This window comes from Pseudomonas fortuita (assembly GCF_026898135.2).
Classification (GTDB): domain Bacteria; phylum Pseudomonadota; class Gammaproteobacteria; order Pseudomonadales; family Pseudomonadaceae; genus Aquipseudomonas; species Aquipseudomonas fortuita.
Genome location: NZ_CP114035.2, coordinates 4,517,127 through 4,534,037 on the forward strand (window position 1 = coordinate 4,517,127; position 16,911 = coordinate 4,534,037).

General features: G+C 62.5%; 14 protein-coding genes. 4 read left to right on the forward strand and 10 right to left on the reverse strand.

Translation table 11 applies throughout. The features are described from left to right. The first annotated feature begins 44 nt into the window (after window positions 1-44). The 4 genes from fliK to OZ911_RS20660 all read left to right on the forward strand — a co-directional run bounded on the left by fliK (window position 45) and on the right by OZ911_RS20660 (window position 7,696). On the forward strand, window positions 45-1,601 hold the full coding sequence (gene fliK, locus OZ911_RS20645) for a flagellar hook-length control protein FliK (RefSeq protein WP_016488401.1): 1,557 nt from the start codon (window positions 45-47) through the stop codon (window positions 1,599-1,601). Continuing rightward, window positions 1,598-1,942, forward strand: coding sequence for an EscU/YscU/HrcU family type III secretion system export apparatus switch protein (locus OZ911_RS20650; RefSeq protein ID WP_023049037.1), 345 nt, complete (start codon window positions 1,598-1,600; stop codon window positions 1,940-1,942). Before fliK ends, OZ911_RS20650 begins: the two co-directional genes overlap by 4 nt. A gap of 59 nt (window positions 1,943-2,001) precedes the next feature. Then, window positions 2,002-4,725, forward strand: a complete 2,724-nt coding sequence (locus OZ911_RS20655; RefSeq protein WP_070086888.1) for a dermonecrotic toxin domain-containing protein — start codon at window positions 2,002-2,004, stop codon at window positions 4,723-4,725. Between the two features lie 175 nt (window positions 4,726-4,900). Further along, entirely contained in the window at window positions 4,901-7,696 is a 2,796-nt protein-coding gene (locus tag OZ911_RS20660; protein ID WP_070086889.1) for a dermonecrotic toxin domain-containing protein, read from the forward strand. 83 nt (window positions 7,697-7,779) lie between these two features. On the opposite strand, the gene OZ911_RS20665 is transcribed toward OZ911_RS20660, so the two are convergent. From OZ911_RS20665 to OZ911_RS20710, 10 genes are all read right to left on the reverse strand, one after another. After that, window positions 7,780-8,175: a DUF2802 domain-containing protein gene (locus OZ911_RS20665; RefSeq protein ID WP_016488405.1), complete on the reverse strand. Its 396-nt coding sequence runs from the start codon at window positions 8,173-8,175 to the stop codon at window positions 7,780-7,782. 1 nt (window position 8,176) lies between these two features. Continuing rightward, on the reverse strand, window positions 8,177-8,656 hold the full coding sequence (locus OZ911_RS20670) for a chemotaxis protein CheW (protein ID WP_003254393.1): 480 nt from the start codon (window positions 8,654-8,656) through the stop codon (window positions 8,177-8,179). Window positions 8,657-8,699: 43 nt separating this feature from the next. Then, window positions 8,700-9,593 carry a CheW domain-containing protein gene (locus OZ911_RS20675; RefSeq protein ID WP_023049038.1) on the reverse strand — a complete coding sequence of 298 codons (894 nt, stop codon included), beginning with the start codon at window positions 9,591-9,593 and terminating at the stop codon, window positions 8,700-8,702. Continuing rightward, entirely contained in the window at window positions 9,593-10,381 is a 789-nt protein-coding gene (locus tag OZ911_RS20680; protein WP_016488407.1) for a ParA family protein, read from the reverse strand. Before OZ911_RS20680 ends, OZ911_RS20675 begins: the two co-directional genes overlap by 1 nt. Window positions 10,382-10,584: 203 nt before the next feature. Next, entirely contained in the window at window positions 10,585-11,442 is an 858-nt protein-coding gene (gene motD / locus OZ911_RS20685) for a flagellar motor protein MotD (protein WP_023049039.1), read from the reverse strand. Window positions 11,443-11,445: 3 nt separating this feature from the next. Then, window positions 11,446-12,186 (reverse strand): flagellar motor protein, encoded by a 741-nt coding sequence (locus OZ911_RS20690; protein ID WP_016488409.1) that lies wholly within the window; start codon window positions 12,184-12,186, stop codon window positions 11,446-11,448. After that, on the reverse strand, window positions 12,186-13,310 hold the full coding sequence (locus OZ911_RS20695; protein WP_016488410.1) for a protein-glutamate methylesterase/protein-glutamine glutaminase: 1,125 nt from the start codon (window positions 13,308-13,310) through the stop codon (window positions 12,186-12,188). The genes OZ911_RS20690 and OZ911_RS20695 overlap by 1 nt, the downstream gene beginning before the upstream one ends. A 46-nt stretch (window positions 13,311-13,356) precedes the next feature. After that, entirely contained in the window at window positions 13,357-15,600 is a 2,244-nt protein-coding gene (locus OZ911_RS20700) for a chemotaxis protein CheA (RefSeq protein ID WP_070086890.1), read from the reverse strand. A 12-nt stretch (window positions 15,601-15,612) separates the two neighbouring features. Beyond that, window positions 15,613-16,401 carry a protein phosphatase CheZ gene (locus OZ911_RS20705; protein ID WP_016488412.1) on the reverse strand — a complete coding sequence of 263 codons (789 nt, stop codon included), beginning with the start codon at window positions 16,399-16,401 and terminating at the stop codon, window positions 15,613-15,615. A gap of 20 nt (window positions 16,402-16,421) precedes the next feature. Further along, a complete protein-coding gene (locus OZ911_RS20710; RefSeq protein ID WP_161775562.1) occupies window positions 16,422-16,796 on the reverse strand; it encodes a chemotaxis response regulator CheY in 375 nt (124 codons plus the stop codon). Window positions 16,797-16,911 lie beyond the last annotated feature (115 nt).

Here is a 16,911-nt window from a genome sequence, read left to right on the forward strand (position 1 = left end):
CGCCGCGCTGCCAAGAGGCCGGGCTCGACAGGTTGTATACAATCATGACTGAAATCAATAGTCTCGGCGCACAAACCGCGATCAACAGCCAAGCCATGAAGGCAGGCATGACCGGTGAACTGCTGCGCCTGATCCAGGCGCAGCCGGGTCTGCTGGCCCCCGGCGAGACCGCGCAGGCCGAAGTCGTGTCGTTGCGCCAGACGGGCCAGGAGTTCCAGTTGGTACTGCGCCTGATACAGGCCAACGGCGTGCAGACCCAGCTGCAAGCCAGCGCCAGCCAGCCACTGCCCCAAGGCAGCCAGGTCACCGTCAGCCAAACCGAAAGCAACCGACTGGCAATCATGCTGCAGCAGGCCAATACCAGCCAGATCGCCACCCTCACCCGCCTGGACACCAGCAAAGTGCCCGTCGGCACCCTGCTGCAAGGCAAGGTCCTGACCAACCAGGCATTGGCCCAGGCGCCCGGCCAACCGCCGATCTACCGGGCGCTGGTCAGCCTGCTCAACAGTGCACAGGCCGGCGCCACCTTGAGCGTCGACAGCCCACGCCCCCTGGCCATTGGCAGCCTGCTCAGCGCGTTGGTGCAAGGCGACCAGTCGCTGCGTTTCGTACCGCTTAGTGGCAGACAGGACCAACTGAGCATTGCCCAGCAACTGCTGACCCAGCAAAACCGCCAAGCCTCCCTGCCCGGTGTGCTCAACGCGCTGCAACAGCTCGCCCGCGACCCGAGCGCCGATGGCGACCTGCGCGCCAGTGCCGAACGCCTGTTGGCCGGCCTGCCGGACGCGCGGCAACTGGGCGACGCCAAAGGCGTGGCCCAGGCGCTGAACAACAGCGGCGCCTTCCTTGAAGCGAAACTGCTGGGCGGTTTTCCTGCCAGCGTGGCCACTGACCTTAAGGCACACCTGCTGCGCCTGATCACCCAGGCCCCGGTCAGCACACCAGGCATGCCCAACCTGGCGCCCGCCAGCCTGGCCGTGACCATGCCGGCGCTGGCCCGCAGCGCACTGGGCATGCTCGAACGGGTCAGCCCCAAGCCGCAGCCAGGGGCGTTCCCCCTGCCGTCGCGCCTGCTCAAGGCCCTGGAAGACGAAGGCGACCTGCAACAGCTGCTGCGCCTGGCCGCAGCTGCCGTTTCACGCTTGCAAAACCATGCCATGAGCAGCCTGCAACAAACCGGCACACTGGAAAACGGCAACCTGCAGACCACCTGGCAAACCGAAGTGCCGATCCGCCACGGTCAGGAGTTCATCCCGCTGCAAGTCAAAATCCAGCGCGAGGAAACACCGCAACAGCAGGCCGACCGCCAACATGAAGCGCAAGACCCGCTGCAAGCCCTGTGGCGCATCGAGCTGGCCTTCGACCTGTCACCCCTTGGCCCGCTGCAAGTCCAGGCGCAGTTGAGCCAAGGCCGCCTGAGCGGGCATCTGTGGGCAGAACGTGAACCCACCGCAAGGCTGATCGACAGCCAGCTCGGTGCCTTGCGCCAGCGCCTGCTGGACCGCGGCCTGGACGTTGGCGACCTGGAATGCCACCCGGGCATCCCCCCTCAAGGCCCGCGCACACGGGTGGAGCAACGCTGGGTAGACGAAAACGCATGACACAGCAACCAACACGCCAGGCCATCGCCCTGACCTACGACGGCCAGCAGGCCCCTACCCTCAGCGCCAAGGGTGACGATGCGCTGGCCGAGGCCATCCTGGCCCTGGCCCGCGAGCACGAGGTGCCGATCTACGAAAATGCCGAGCTGGTGCGCCTGCTGGCGCGCCTGGAGCTGGGCGAACAGATTCCCGAAGCACTGTACCTGACCATCGCCGAGATCATTGCTTTCGCCTGGCAACTGCGCGGCCGCGTCCCGGCGGGCTTCGCCGACGACACCGCCACGCCCCGTGACATCACGCCAGCGCTGCTGGGGCTGCCCCCTCCCGGCAGCGTTACCTGACGCCGTGAGTTGCACCCTCACACTACCCTGATGCCCTTCATCGATAGAAGGGTTACTCAATGCGCCCCATTCCGCACCACAGCCTGGCCCGTATCCGCCAGGCACTGCAGGACTTTCCCCGCCCCGACCTGCTGGCACAACAGACACTTTCCGAATGGCTTACCTCGAAGGGGGTGGCGCAGTCGCCTTTGCTGACCGACGTGGTCACCTTCCACTACCGGATAGAACCGGCGGGAGAAGGGCGTTCACAGGGCAGTACGAAGGCCGTCATCACCCAGAAGATGAACCTGGTCGAAGCATTGCTTGCCAACTGGCAGGGCGAACCGGCCGCAGGCTATGACGGTTTCCACTATGGCGACTGGGCAGGCCTGCCGCCACAGGACCCATTGACCATCGTTGAACGGCTTGCGCCACTGAGCCCGTTATCCAATGCTTCGCCCTATCAGGTGTTCAACGGCCTGTACAAACGCACAGAGCCTCCCCGCTACGCCCCGGATACGCGCCTGCCGATACGCGCAGAAGACTTTCAGGCCGCTAACTGGAGGCTGAATTTTCACACCCTGTTCAAACAACAACTCGACAACTACTGGGCTCAACACAATGACGATTATCGGCAGGCCATTCACCTTGCCTTGATTGCCGCCTGCAACCGTCAGGTAATAGAGGGCAGCCTGTCCGAGCCTCAGCGCCAGCTGGTTTGGCGAGTTTGCGGGTTGTTACCTCAGGGCGACCTCAGTATTTCGATGCTGAACGTCTACGGTTATACCGCGACCGATATTCTGTACATCAAACAAACCAGCGACCCAGGGGTTGTCCTGTACATTCCAGGCAATGCTTCGCCGCTTCATGCGTTCACCGATGCGTCCGCCATGAAGGATTGGTTCGCAGAACAATGCAAGGTCCCCGACAAGCGCAATGCAATGCTGGTCCACTTCGCCCGTGCCGACTGGCCCGACGGCCTGGACTTCAGCGGCTTGCGTACGGCCTTGATCGGCTTGGGCTTGTACCCTGCTGCGCATCATTTCAACCCCCAGCACCCGGGTTTTGCGACCAGCGGGCATTGGGACCCGCAAGCGATCATCGACTATCGCCCCGACACCTACTCCCCCCCGATCATCGGCGACCTGTTCGAGCACCTGAGCTTGCAGCGCAAGCGCCGCACCTATGCCGATACCGACAGCCTGATCACCAGCAATCATGACATCGACAAGTCCCGCTGGGGCAACTACCTCTCTGTGGCCACTGCGCTGCTTGCCCCGTTTGCCCTCCTTTTGCCCGAACTGGCTCCGTTGCTGGTGATCGGTGGCCTGAGCCAATTCACCCTTGGCCTTGATCAGGCCATCAATGGCAAGAGCCTGGAGAGCCGAAGCGCAGGCGTCGCCGACCAGACATTCGGCTTGTTCAACGCGCTCCCCCTGGCCGGCCAGGGCTTTGCCAGGGAGGCGTCGGTGTTTCGTTGCAGCCGCCCCGGGTTCTTCACCCCGTCACGCCTCTCCAATGTGCTGGGTATGCCGGTTGGCGCCGCCCCCATCGCCCAGGCGAGCGACTCGGTAGAGTTGGCATTCCGTGAGCAAGCGACCCTGTCCTCCGACAGCCTCGCGGCTGTGGTGACGCGTGTCGACGAAAACCTCGAGCACCGCTTCATGGCATGGCTGCAAACACCCGAGGGCGTGGTCAGCGAATGGGTCGAGTACGAGTTTGCCAGCGACAGCTTCGTCCGCTCCCGTGACACACACATGATCGTGCCACCGCGCTGGCGGCTCGCCAATACCAGCGACACCTCGCTGACGCTGTCCAGAAGGCGATTCAACGCCACCGATGAGCAGCGCAACACGACGCTTCGGGCATTGGGGATCGACGTGGAGATGCCCATTGACTACACCCTTTACGGGCAATTGGTGCGCACACCGATTCCCAGACTGATCAGTAGCGTCTGGGTGGGTGACAGCGTGCTGCAAGGTGAATTCCTCGAAGCACTGGCCCACAACACGCGCATCGCCCGCCTCAGCGGGTATCGCTACCAGATTTTGCTATCGCAGCAAGACCCACTGGTTTTTGAACGCAATATGCGTCTGCTCCGCACCAGGGCTGAAGGCGCGCAGCTGCTCCCTCTGGAGACTCAAGGTTTCTTTCAGGCGTTCACCCAATCAGCTTATTACCCGCAGTACCAGGCCGCCATCGCAGGCAACGGCGGGCTCGGCCGCAACCTTGCCTCTGCGTGCGACATCTTGCGCTACCGCTTGCTCAAGCACTATGGCGGGCTTTATCTGGATGCCGACGATCGGCTGCTGGACACCACCAGAGGTGAGCTCAACCCACCCTTGGCCACCGTGATGCTCCAGGCCACGGATGATGGCCTGCTGTTCTCGCCGCCGGTGTCTAACGACCAGTTGGGCATGTACGTCAAGTTCAACAACAGCATGATCGGCAGCCTCCCCGGTAACCCGACGCTGGACGCGGTGTCCGATGAGATCCTGCGACGCTACGGCATGGAACCCGAGTTCTACAACAGCCGCCCGGACCCTCGCCTGGCGCCGTTGCCGTTCCAGGCGTACGCCCGGCGTCTGAGCCTGTTGACCGGCCCAGGTGTGCTCAATGCCGTAGTAGACCAACGACTGCCGCTCCTCAAACAACTGCGTGAAATCTGTCATTTGCTGGTGTCACCGGTTTACGACATCCATGCAACGCTGAACTTCGATATGTTCCATGCCGTGCTGCAACAACACGTACCGCTCGACAGGGTGGCCCGCATGGGCCACGAGCACAGCTGGGCCTATACCTGAAACGGTCGCGGCGGGCCAGGTACAAGCCGGGGGCAATCGACGGGTTTCGTCGTCGCGCACGGCTTGGTTTACCAAGGATGCGCAACGCCTGCGACACCCACCTACATATGTAGTGCCACCGCCCCCCGTATGCAGGTCACCTTTGCCAGCCCATACAGACTCAAAGGTGACCGCCATGACAACCCAATACGTCAATGCCAAGGGCGTGCAATTTGTGCGTGACAGCCTCGCCGGTTTTCCGCGCCCGGACCGTGCGGCAGCCAGTGCCATCCATCAGTGGGCCCAGGAACGCTCCATCGACCTGGACCCAGACCGCGTCGACGCGGTCACCCTGCATTACCAGTTCAGCCCCAAGCTCGGCTGGATTGCGCTCGTCGCGCAGAAGATGACACTGACCCAGGCCGTGCTCTCGAACTGGCAGGGTGAGTCGGCCAACAACTGGTTAGGCGCGGCGATCGATGCTCCTTGGGCAGGCGAGTTACCCGAAGGGCCACTGACCATTGTCCAGACACTGCGCGAGCAAAACCTGTTTGACCATCACGCACCCTATAGCGTCTACAACGGGTTGTTCAGGCACAGCGACCACCCGCTATACAACGCAGACACGCACGTCCCGCTGGCAGCTGAGGAGTTCCAGTCGTTTATCTGGGGCCTGGACTTGCAGGTGCAGTACAAGTCGATGCTCGACAGCTACTGGGATGCCAACCTGGAACGCTACCGTATCAGCGCAAAGATCAACTTCATCGCCGCCTGCAACAAGCAAGTCACCGAGGGCAGCCTCAGTGATGCCGGCAGAAAGCTGGCCTGGCAGGCATGCGGCCTGCAAGCCTCAACGTCGGTAACGCCCGGTGACGAAAAGCCGGGCAGCAAACCGAGGCTGCGCGCCAGGTGGCTAAATGTGTACGGCTACACCGCCACTGACCTGCTGTGCCTGCACGACGGCGTCAGCGGCCTGGTTTTACTCTACATTCCGGGTAATGCCTCGCCCCTGCACGAGTTCAGCGACAAAAAGGCCATGCTGGACTGGTTCGCCAACCAGTGCCGTACCCCGCGCACGCGCGACGCCCTGCAGGGCCACTTCGCCCTGGCCGATCGCGAAGACGGTTTGAGCTACAGCGGCCTTCACACTGCCCTGTGCGGCCTGGGCAGCTACCCAGCTCCCTACCACCTCGACAGCAACCGCCCCGGCTTCACGGCGCAGGGCATCTGGCCCCCACAGGACTACATCAACTACAAGGTCAAGGACTACAGCCCCCTGATAGAAGGCGACCTGTTCCTTTCCCTGGCCCGCCGCCAGAAACAGCGCAGTTACCAGGACGCTCATTTCATCATCACCAGCGACAGCGAAGTGACCAAGGCCAAATGGCGCGGCTACTTGAACTCGGCAATCAACGTGCTGGGCCCTTTGGCCCTGGTAGTGCCCGAGCTGGCCCCGCTGTTCGCCCTGGGCGGCATCGCCCAGTTCGGCCTGGGCCTGGACCAGGCCATCCACGCCAAAAACGCCCGGCAAAGCGCCGAAGGCATCGGCACGTCGGTGTTTGGGGTGCTCAATGCACTACCGCTGGTGGCTGCCGGGGTGTCCAAGGCACCTGTGCTGCTGCGCTTCAAGCATGAAGGTTTTGTGATCCCCAGCCGGGTCAACGAACAAATCGGCTACCCCTTGAGCCCCATCACCCCCCCTGAGCTGCCGCTGGCCGACGTGGCAGATTATTTCCATACTCCAGACCCCATCGCGCCTCTGCCGGGTGCCGACGACGGTGTGGCTGGTGCCGTTGTCAGGACGCCTCGCTACGACGGTTCGCCCGACCTGCTCACGACGATGATCGGCGGTTATCAAGAGCATGTGCTCTACGACATGGAACTCGATGCCTTTCGCCTGGAAAGCGACCTCAATGAGGTTGAGCCAAGCTGCTACATCGCAACGCCCGGCTCGCTCAATCTGGTCGAGGTGGATGCCCGAGCGCGTCAGGTGACCGATGACATGCGCATGGCGACCTTGCGTGCATTGGGCGTTGATCTGAACCTGCCCATTGCGCTACCGGTCGTACCTACCGAAGGACTGCGACCAATCCCTAAACACGTCCTGAATATCTGGGTAGGCGACAAGGTCATTGAGCAAACCCTGATCGACAATATCGCCCGCAACGCCCGCACGCTGCAGGAGACTCAGTATGTTCATCGCCTGTATCTCTCCAGGGCCGAGCCGGCTGCGTTCCAGGCCAACCTGCAGCTTTTGGCGGAGCATGCGCCCGGGGTAGAAGTATTGCCACTTGAGGACCAGCCGTTCTATGCGCGTTTCAAGGAGAGTGCCAACTTCCCCCAATACCAGGCAGCGATCCACGGTAACGGTGGGGTGGCCAGCAACTTTTCGTCGGCGTCGGACGTTTTGCGCTATGCCCTGCTTGAACAGGAAGGTGGCCTGTACATGGATGTCGACGACACGCTGCTGGCGCCTGGTGAGTACCCTGTGTTCATCGATGGCGCCCCCAGAGGCACGCCGGGAGAGCGCCTTGATGACGTAGCACTTGCCACCTCTGAAAACGGCCTGCTGCTGCACTCGGCGGTGTCCAACGAAAAATTGGGCATGAACTGCCTGTACAACGGCAGCCTGGTAGGCAGCCACGCGAATAATCCGACGCTCAAGGCAATCCTGGAAGAAATGCAGGCGCGCTACGAACAAGCGCCAAACTTCTATCAAAGCAAGCCATCCCTACAAACCGACCCGCAAGCGTTCTATGGTTATGCCCAGGCCCTTAGCCACCTCACCGGGCCGAAGTTGCTCACCGACGTGGTCGACCGTCTGTTGCCTGAGCTCGGCATGATGCGTCAGATCATCAACCTGTATGCGTTCCCCCGCACTAACTCCTGGCAGTTCGTCAGCCTTCCTGAGTTTCAGGCGGTGCAACGGCAACTGCTGCCACTCAACCGCATTGCCAGGATAGGGGGATACAACTCCTGGGCCAGGCCCTGAGCGGCACGTCCAGCTAGGGCCCGACAGGCTTGAGCAAGCAATCGCGGCAATAGAAAAAGGCGACCTCAGGTCGCCTTTTCACGTTATTCGCTGCGATGCAACTTGCTCATCAACTCTGCCTCGGCCCGCGTCAGCCCGCAGGTTTCGGTCAACTCCGACACGCTCGCGCCCATCCCCACCAACTTGGCCGCCTGGCTGAACGTGACACTACTGGGGTCGCGTTGCTCCAGCCGCTCCAGCCGGTCAGGCACACTGGCCACCGACACACGCAGCTCGTGAAGGGCCTCGCCCATGCGCACGGTACCGTTCTGGTAGTCGTCCAGGCGCTTGGCCAGGTCCTTGATGCGCTGGTCACGCAGGGCATCGCCCTCGGCCTGCTGCGCAGCCAGCTCGCGCTGGCGCTTGCTGTAGTTGAGGAAGAACCACAGGCTCAGCGCCCAGACCAGCGCCAGGAAGATGACAGCAACCTCTAGGATCAACTCAGATGTTCTCCAGCTCGGACCACTCTTCCTCGGTCATCATCTTGTCCAGTTCGACGAGGATCAGCAGTTCACCGTTCTTGTTGCACACGCCCTGAATGAATTTGGCCGACTCTTCGTTACCCACATTCGGCGCGGTCTCGATTTCGGACTGGCGCAGGTAAACTACCTCGGCCACGCTGTCGACCAGAATGCCGACCACTTGCTTATCGGCTTCGATGATGACGATACGGGTGTTGTCGGTGACCTCGGTCGGCATCAGGCCAAAACGCTGACGGGTGTCGATCACTGTCACCACGTTGCCGCGCAGGTTGATGATACCCAGCACGTAGCTTGGCGCACCCGGCACCGGGGCGATCTCGGTGTAGCGCAGCACTTCCTGCACCTGCATCACGTTGATGCCGTAGGACTCGTTGTCCAGACGGAAGGTAACCCACTGCAGGATCGGATCTTCGGAACCTTGTGCAGACGACTTTTTCATTCCCCTACCCTCAAAATCCGCTGTTTGGCGGTTGTGTTCTGTGTCATTTCTGTTTGGCGTGCATCTGCTTGACCGCGCCGCTGGCGATCAGCTCGGCCAGTGCGGCGACGTCGAGCAATGCACACATGTGTTCAATCACCGTGCCAGCCAGCCAAGGGCGCTGGCCCCGCTGGCTGCGCCACTTGATTTCGGACGGGTCCAGGCGCAGCGAACGGCTGACCTGGTGTACGGCCAGCCCCCATTCGTAGCCCTGCACGGAAATCACATAATTCAGGCCTTGGCGAAAATCGTCGCGGTAGCGGTCGGGCATTACCCAACGCGCCGTGTCCAGCACCTTCAGGTTACCGGCCTGGCAGGTCAGGATGCCGAGGAACCAGTCCGGCTGGCCGAACAGCGGGGTCAGCTCCTGGCCGGCCAGGTTGTAGATCGAGCCCAGGCACACCAGCGGCACCGCCAGGGTCAGGCCGGCGACATCGAACAACAGGCATTCGAATGGTTCGGCCGCCCACACCGGGCGGCCGTCCACGGTGGCCGGCGGCACCGGCAGGTTCGGCGCCGGGAGGTGCACGTCGACCAGCGGCACTGCGGGTTCCACGGTTTGTTCTTCGACCAGCACCGGGATGGCGGCCTCGGCGATCACCTGCTGCTCGACCACCGTGACCACCGGCGCTTCTATCGGCATGACGCTGGGCAACACCGCCACCTTGGGTTCGGCAAACGGCCGTTGGGCAAGGCTGGCAGGGGCTTGGGCTGGCATCGGCCCGGCGGGCTGACGCGCATCACGTGCCTGCTCCTCGCGCACCGCCTCGGCGAACTCGTCTGGCGCCGCTGGCGGCTCAAACAGCTCTTCGGCTTCGGTGGCCTCCTGCAACAGGCCGTCGAGGTACGACTGCAGGGCCATCTGCGGCCGGGTGCTGGTGTGTCGGGTCTGGGTCATCAGGCCACCTGCACTGCGGTCTTGTAAGTCAGCAGGTGCTTGAGCAGCGCCCGATAGGCAATCAGACCGCGGCTCTTGCTGTCGAACTGCGAGGGCGTGACGCCCTTGCGGCTGGCATCGCGCAGGCGCGTATCGACTGGGATGTAGCCCTGCCACACCTGTTGGCCGTAGGTATCACGCAGCAGCTTGAGTGTGCCCAGGGAGGCCTGGGTACGGCGGTCGAACAGGGTGGGTACGATCTGGTACGGCAGCGCCTGCTTGCGCGAACGGTTGATCATGGCCAAGGTGCCAACCATGCGTTCCAGGCCCTTCACTGCCAGAAATTCGGTCTGCACCGGTATCACCAACTGCTGGCTGGCGGCCAGGGCATTGACCATCAGCACACCCAGCAAGGGGGGGCTGTCGATCACGGCATAGTCGAAATCCTGCCACAGCTGCGCCAGACTCTTGGCGATCACCAGGCCCAGGCCATTTTGCCCGGGTGACTGGCGCTCCAGCACTGCCAAAGCGGTGCTCGACGGCAACAGCGAAATGCGCTCGTCGCTGGTAGGCAGCAACAACTGCCCGGGCAGGCCGTCTGGTACTGCGCCCTTGTGCAGGAACAGGTCGTAGCAGCTGTGCTCCAGCGCATCGGGGTTGTGCCCGAAATAGCTGGTCATCGACCCGTGCGGATCGAGGTCGACGACGACCACGCGCTTGCCAGCCTCAGCCAGCAGGCCAGCCAGGGCGATGGTTGTGGTGGTCTTGCCGACGCCACCTTTTTGATTGGCTACTGCCCAGACTCTCATCAAGCAAACTCTATCTATTGATTTGGCAGGGACACTGTAGAAACAACTATCCAAGAGCCGGCACGACCCCTGTGGGAGCGGGCGAGCCTGCGAACACCGGCGCAGCCGGTGCCACTCACCGCGTCGCCTGCTTCGCGGGCATGCCCGCTCCCACAGGGGACGGAGTCACTTTCAATACAATGGCGCGACGGGGAATTGACGGATCACTGCCCCGCCACCGTTGCTGTCGTTGCCGGTGCACTTTGTGTGCCAGCCCGGCGCAATGCGGCATCCGGCGTTGCATTGGCACTGCCCGAGCCCGTCAGGCTGCGGCGCACTTCGAGGTTACGGGAAATCACCAGCACCACCCGGCGATTACGCGCGCGACCGTCGGCGGTGTCATTGCCCGCCACCGGCTGGTACTCGCCATAACCCACCGATGCCATGCGTGCCGGGTTGACCCCTTCCATGGCCAGCAGGCGCACGATGCTCGCCGCCCGTGCCGACGACAGCTCCCAGTTGGTCGGGTACTGTGCCGTGCGGATCGGCAGGTTGTCGGTGAAGCCTTCGACATGCACCGGGTTGGCGAATGGCTTGAGGATGTTTGCCACCTTCTCGATGATGGCAAACGCCTTGTCGCTGGGCATGGCATCGCCACTGCCGAACAACAGCGATGAATTCAGCTCGATCTCGATCCACAGCTCGTTGCCGCGCACGGTCATCTGGTTGCTGTTGATCAGGTCGCCAAAGGCATCGCGCACGTCATCGCTGATGGTTTTCAACGGGTCGACCTGGGTCGCCGCCAAGCCCGCTTCGGTCTGCTCGCTGTCTTTGACCAGCGGCTCTGCCGGGCGCACGCTCAACGGCTGCTCATCGCCAATAGGGATCGGTTTCATGCTGCGCTCAGGGTCGTTGAACACCCCGAGCAAGGCCTGGGAAATGACCTTGTACTTGCCCTCGTTGATCGAGGAAATCGAGTACATCACCACGAAAAAGGCGAACAGCAAGGTGATGAAGTCAGCGTACGACACCAGCCAGCGTTCGTGGTTTTCGTGTTCCTCGGTATGACGACGGCGACGCATGGGTTACTCCATGAAGCCTTGCAGCTTCAACTCGATCGAGCGCGGGTTTTCACCCTCGGCAATCGACAACAGGCCTTCGAGCAGCATCTCGCGGTAGCGCGACTGGCGCATGACGTTGGCCTTGAGCTTGTTGGCGATCGGCAGCAGGATCAGGTTGGCGCTGGCCACGCCGTAGATGGTGGCGACAAAGGCCACGGCAATGCCGTTGCCCAGCTGCGAAGGGTCAGCGAGGTTGCCCATCACGTGGATCAGGCCCATCACCGCACCGATGATGCCGATGGTCGGCGCGTAGCCGCCCATGCTCTCGAATACCTTGGCAGCCTGGATGTCACGGCTCTCCTGGGTCAGAAAGTCGACTTCAAGGATGCTGCGGATGGCTTCTGGCTCAGCGCCGTCCACCAGCAATTGCAGGCCTTTGCGCGCATACGGGTCGGGCTCTGCATCGGCCACGCCCTCAAGGCCCAGCAGGCCTTCCTTGCGCGCGGTCAGGCTCCAGTTCACCACACGGTCGATACCACCCGCCAGGTCTACCCGCGGCGGAAACAGTATCCAGCGCAAGATCTGCAAGGCGCGCTTGAAGGAAGACAGCGGCGACTGCAACAAGGCTGCCGCCAGGGTGCCACCCAGCACGATCAGCGCCGCCGGGCCATTGACCAGCGCGCCGGCATGGCCACCTTCCAGAAAGTTGCCACCGACGATGGCGACAAAGGCGAGAATCAGGCCGATCAGGCTGAGGACGTCCATCAGACGCAGGCCTCCACCAAGTGCTTGCCGATTTCGTCCAGGCTGTAGACCGCATCGGCCAGGTTGGCCTTGACGATGGCCATGGGCATGCCATAGATCACGCAGCTGGCTTCATCCTGGGCCCACACGGTACTGCCGCCCTGCTTGAGCAGGCGTGCACCTTCACGGCCATCGGCGCCCATGCCGGTGAGCACCACCGACAGCACCTTGTCGCCGTAAGACTTTGCTGCCGAACCAAAGGTGATGTCCACGCACGGCTTGTAGTTCAGGCGCTCGTCACCGGGCAGGATCTTCACGGTGCCACGGCCGTCGATCATCATCTGCTTGCCGCCGGGGGCCAGCAGGGCCAGGCCTGGGCGCAGCACGTCGCCGTCCTCGGCTTCCTTCACGTTGATGCGACACAGCTTGTCCAGGCGTTCGGCAAAGGCCTTGGTGAACGCCGCCGGCATGTGCTGGATCAACACGATCGGCGCCGGGAAGTTGGCAGGCAGCTGGGTCAATACCCGCTGCAGGGCCACGGGGCCGCCCGTGGAGGTGCCAATGGCCACCAGCTTGTAGGGTTTGCGCTTGGGGGCTGGCGAGTGCGACGCCGCCGGGGCAGCTGCACGGGCCGGCGCCGCAGGACGGGCTGGCGCGGGGTTGGCGAAACTGCTGGCGGGCGCAGGGCTGCTGGCCGGCACCGGCGCGGCGGCCGGTGCCGGCCTGGCATAGCTGCCCAGGCGGCGGTTGCTGCGCGAAAGGGTATGCACCTTCTCGCACAGCATTTGCCTGACCTTGTCGGGGTTGCGCGAAATGTCCTCGAAGTTTTTCGGCAGGTAATCCACCGCGCCAGCATCCAGCGCGTCGAGGGTGACGCGAGCGCCTTCGTGGGTCAGCGAGGAAAACATCAACACCGGCGTCGGGCAGCGCTGCATGATATGCCGCACCGCGGTGATGCCGTCCATCATGGGCATCTCGTAGTCCATGGTGATGACATCGGGCTTGAGCGCCAGCGCCTGGTCGATTGCTTCCTTGCCATTGGTCGCGGTACCCACTACCTGGATCGTCGGATCCGCCGAGAGGATTTCCGAGACGCGGCGGCGGAAGAAACCGGAATCATCCACCACCAGGACCTTGACTGCCATAAACACTCCATTAGGCGGCGCAACCCGCCAGGGTGCGCCACCGAAATCAAATACGCCGTGCGGCGTAACGCTTGAGCATGCTCGGGACATCGAGAATCAACGCGATACGACCGTCACCGGTGATGGTGGCCCCGGACATGCCCGGGGTGCCCTGCAACATCTTGCCCAGCGGCTTGATTACCACTTCTTCCTGGCCCACCAGTTGATCGACGACAAAGCCGATGCGCTGCGTGCCAACCGACAGGATCACTACGTGGCCCTCGTGCTGCTCTTCGTGCACCTGGCCCTGTACCAGCCAGCGCTTGAGGTAGAACAGCGGCAGCGCCTTGTCGCGCACGATCACCACTTCCTGGCCGTCGACCACGTTGGTGCGCGACAGGTCGAGGTGGAAGATTTCGTTGACGTTGACCAGCGGGAAGGCAAACGCCTGGTTGCCCAGCATCACCATCAGGGTGGGCATGATCGCCAAGGTCAGCGGCACCTTGATGACGATCTTCGAGCCCTGGCCCTTGGCCGAGTAGATATTGATCGATCCGTTGAGCTGGGAAATCTTGGTTTTCACCACGTCCATGCCCACGCCACGGCCAGACACGTCGGAAATCTCGGTCTTGGTCGAGAAGCCCGGGGCGAAGATCAGGTTGTAGCAGTCCGATTCACTCAGGCGCTCAGCGGCATCCTTGTCCATCAGGCCTTTTTCCACGGCCTTGGCACGCAGGATGTTCGGGTCCATGCCCTTGCCGTCGTCAGAGATCGACAGCAGGATGTGATCACCTTCCTGTTCGGCCGACAGCACCACACGGCCGGTGCGGGCCTTGCCAGAGGCTTCACGCTCATCGGGCATCTCGACACCATGGTCGACGGCGTTACGCACCAGGTGCACCAACGGGTCGGCCAGGGCCTCGACCAGGTTCTTGTCCAGGTCAGTCTCTTCGCCGACCAGCTCCAGGTTGATCTCTTTCTTCAACTGGCGGGCAAGGTCGCGCACCAGGCGCGGGAAGCGGCCGAACACTTTCTTGATCGGCTGCATGCGGGTTTTCATCACCGCCGTCTGCAGGTCGGCAGTGACCACGTCGAGGTTGGACACGGCCTTGGACATGGCCTCGTCGCCGCTGTTCAGGCCCAGGCGTACCAGGCGGTTACGCACCAGCACCAGTTCGCCGACCATGTTCATGATTTCGTCCAGGCGCGCGGTGTCAACGCGGACCGTGGTTTCCGCTTCGCTGACGGCATGCTTCTCTGCTGCCGGCGCCGGTGCACGAGGGGCCGGCGCAGGCTTGCTGGTGGCCGCGGGTGCGGGGGCAGCAGGGGCTGGCTTGGCGACCGGCTGGCTGTCGGCCTTGGCTTGAGCAGGCGCTTGCACCTTGGCAACAGCCGGGGCCTCGACCGCAGCAACGTCACCACCAAACTTGCCCTTACCGTGCAACTGGTCCAGCAGGGCCTCGAACTCGTGCTCGCTGATTTCGTCGCCGGCGGCGCTGTTGTCAACCGCGACCGGCGCCGGCGCGCTGGCGGCAGGCAAGGCATCGGCCTGGAATGTGCCCTTGCCATGCAACTGGTCGAGTAACGATTCGAATTCTTCGTCGGTAATTTCGTCGCTTGCCGCGTCTGCAGGCACGGCGACCGGCTGTACCGCGACTTCGACACTGAACTGGCCTTTGCCGTGCAACTGGTCGAGCAGCGACTCGAATTCGGCGTCAGTGATTTCGTCACCTTCGCCACTGCCAGCCTCGCCCTGCATCTGCTCGTCGACCGCGGCTTGCGCCTTGACCGCATCGAGCGAGTCGAGCAACTGCTCAAACTCGCTGTCGGTGATGTCCTGTTCATCGGCAGGGGCCGTGGCCGCAACCGGCGCCTCGGCTGACGGTGCCGCTGCAACAGGCGCTTGGGCAACCTCGGCGCCACCGGGTTCGGCCAGCCGCGACAGGGCCGCCAGCAGCTCGGGCGTGGCCGGGGTAACCTCGGCACGCTCGCGCACCTGCCCGAACATGCTGTTGACCGTGTCGAGTGCCTCAAGCACCACATCCATCAGTTCCGCATCGACCCGGCGCTCACCTTTGCGCAGGATGTCGAACACGTTCTCGGCGATATGGCAGCACTCCACCAGCTCGTTCAGCTGAAGGAAGCCGGCGCCCCCTTTTACAGTGTGGAAACCGCGAAAGATCGCATTGAGCAAGTCGGCATCGTCGGGTCGGCTTTCCAGCTCGACCAGTTGCTCGGACAGTTGCTCAAGAATTTCGCCGGCTTCTACCAGGAAATCCTGGAGGATTTCTTCATCGGCGCCGAAGCTCATCAAACGTGCTCCTTAAAAACCCAGGCTGGACAGCAAATCATCGACATCGTCCTGACCGGACACAACGTCTTCACGCTTATCGGCATGAATCTGCGGACCTTCACCCCGAGTCGGATGTTTTTCTAGATCTTTTTCTGCGCGCAGTTGATCGTGGTCATGCTGGATACCGGCAAAGCGGTCGACCTGGCTGGCCATCAGCACCAGTTTGAGCAGGTTGCTTTCCACCTCGGTCACCAGCGTGGTGACGCGTTTGATCACCTGCCCGGTCAGGTCCTGATAGTCCTGAGCCAGCAGAATGTCGTTGAGGTGGCCGGCAACCTTGCGGTTACCTTCAGCGCTGTGCGTGAGGAAACTGTCGACGCGTTTGACCAGGTCACGGAACTCCGGCGCTGCCACTTCGCGGCGCATGAAGCGCTGCCAGTCGGTACTCAGGGCCTTCGCTTCGCTGGCCAGGTCGTTGAGCACCGGGGTGCTTTCCTCGACCAGGTCCATGGTGCGGTTGGCCGCACCCTCGGTCAGCTTGACCACGTACGACAGGCGCTCGGTAGCGTCGGTTATCTGCGACACCTCCTCGGCCTGTGGCATGGTCGGGTCGATCTGGAAGCTGACGATAGCGCTGTGCAACTCGCGGGTCAGCTTGCCGACCTCCTGGTACAGGCCACGGTCGCGAGTCTGGTTCAGCTCATGAATCAGCTGTACCGCCTCGCCGAAACGGCCCCGCTCCAGGCTTTCGACCAACTCCTGGGCATGTTTCTTCAGGGTCGATTCGAACTCCCCCAAAGACGTTTGTGATGAATCCATGGCGCGCCCCCTGACGTGACTCAGCCGTTGACGCGTTCGAAGATCTTCTCGATCTTTTCTTTGAGCACCTGGGCGGTGAACGGCTTGACCACATAGCCATTGACGCCGGCCTGGGCCGCTTCGATGATCTGGTCGCGCTTGGCCTCGGCAGTCACCATCAGTACCGGCATGGTTTTCAGCTTTTCACTGGCACGCACTTTACGCAGCAGGTCGATACCGGACATGCCGGGCATGTTCCAGTCGGTCACCAGGAAGTCGTAGTGGCCGTTTTCCAGCATCGGCAGCGCCGTGGTGCCATCGTCGGCTTCTTCGGTGTTGGTGAAGCCCAAGTCACGCAACAGGTTCTTGATGATCCGCCGCATCGTCGAAAAGTCGTCAACGATGAGGATTTTCATGTTCTTGTCCAATTAGACCTCCAAGCAGTCTCAAACGCGCCCGGCCGACCGGGCACGCACTCATTCAATTCGGTACAACGTGGAAAACGCACGTGGAAAACGACTGCAACGACCC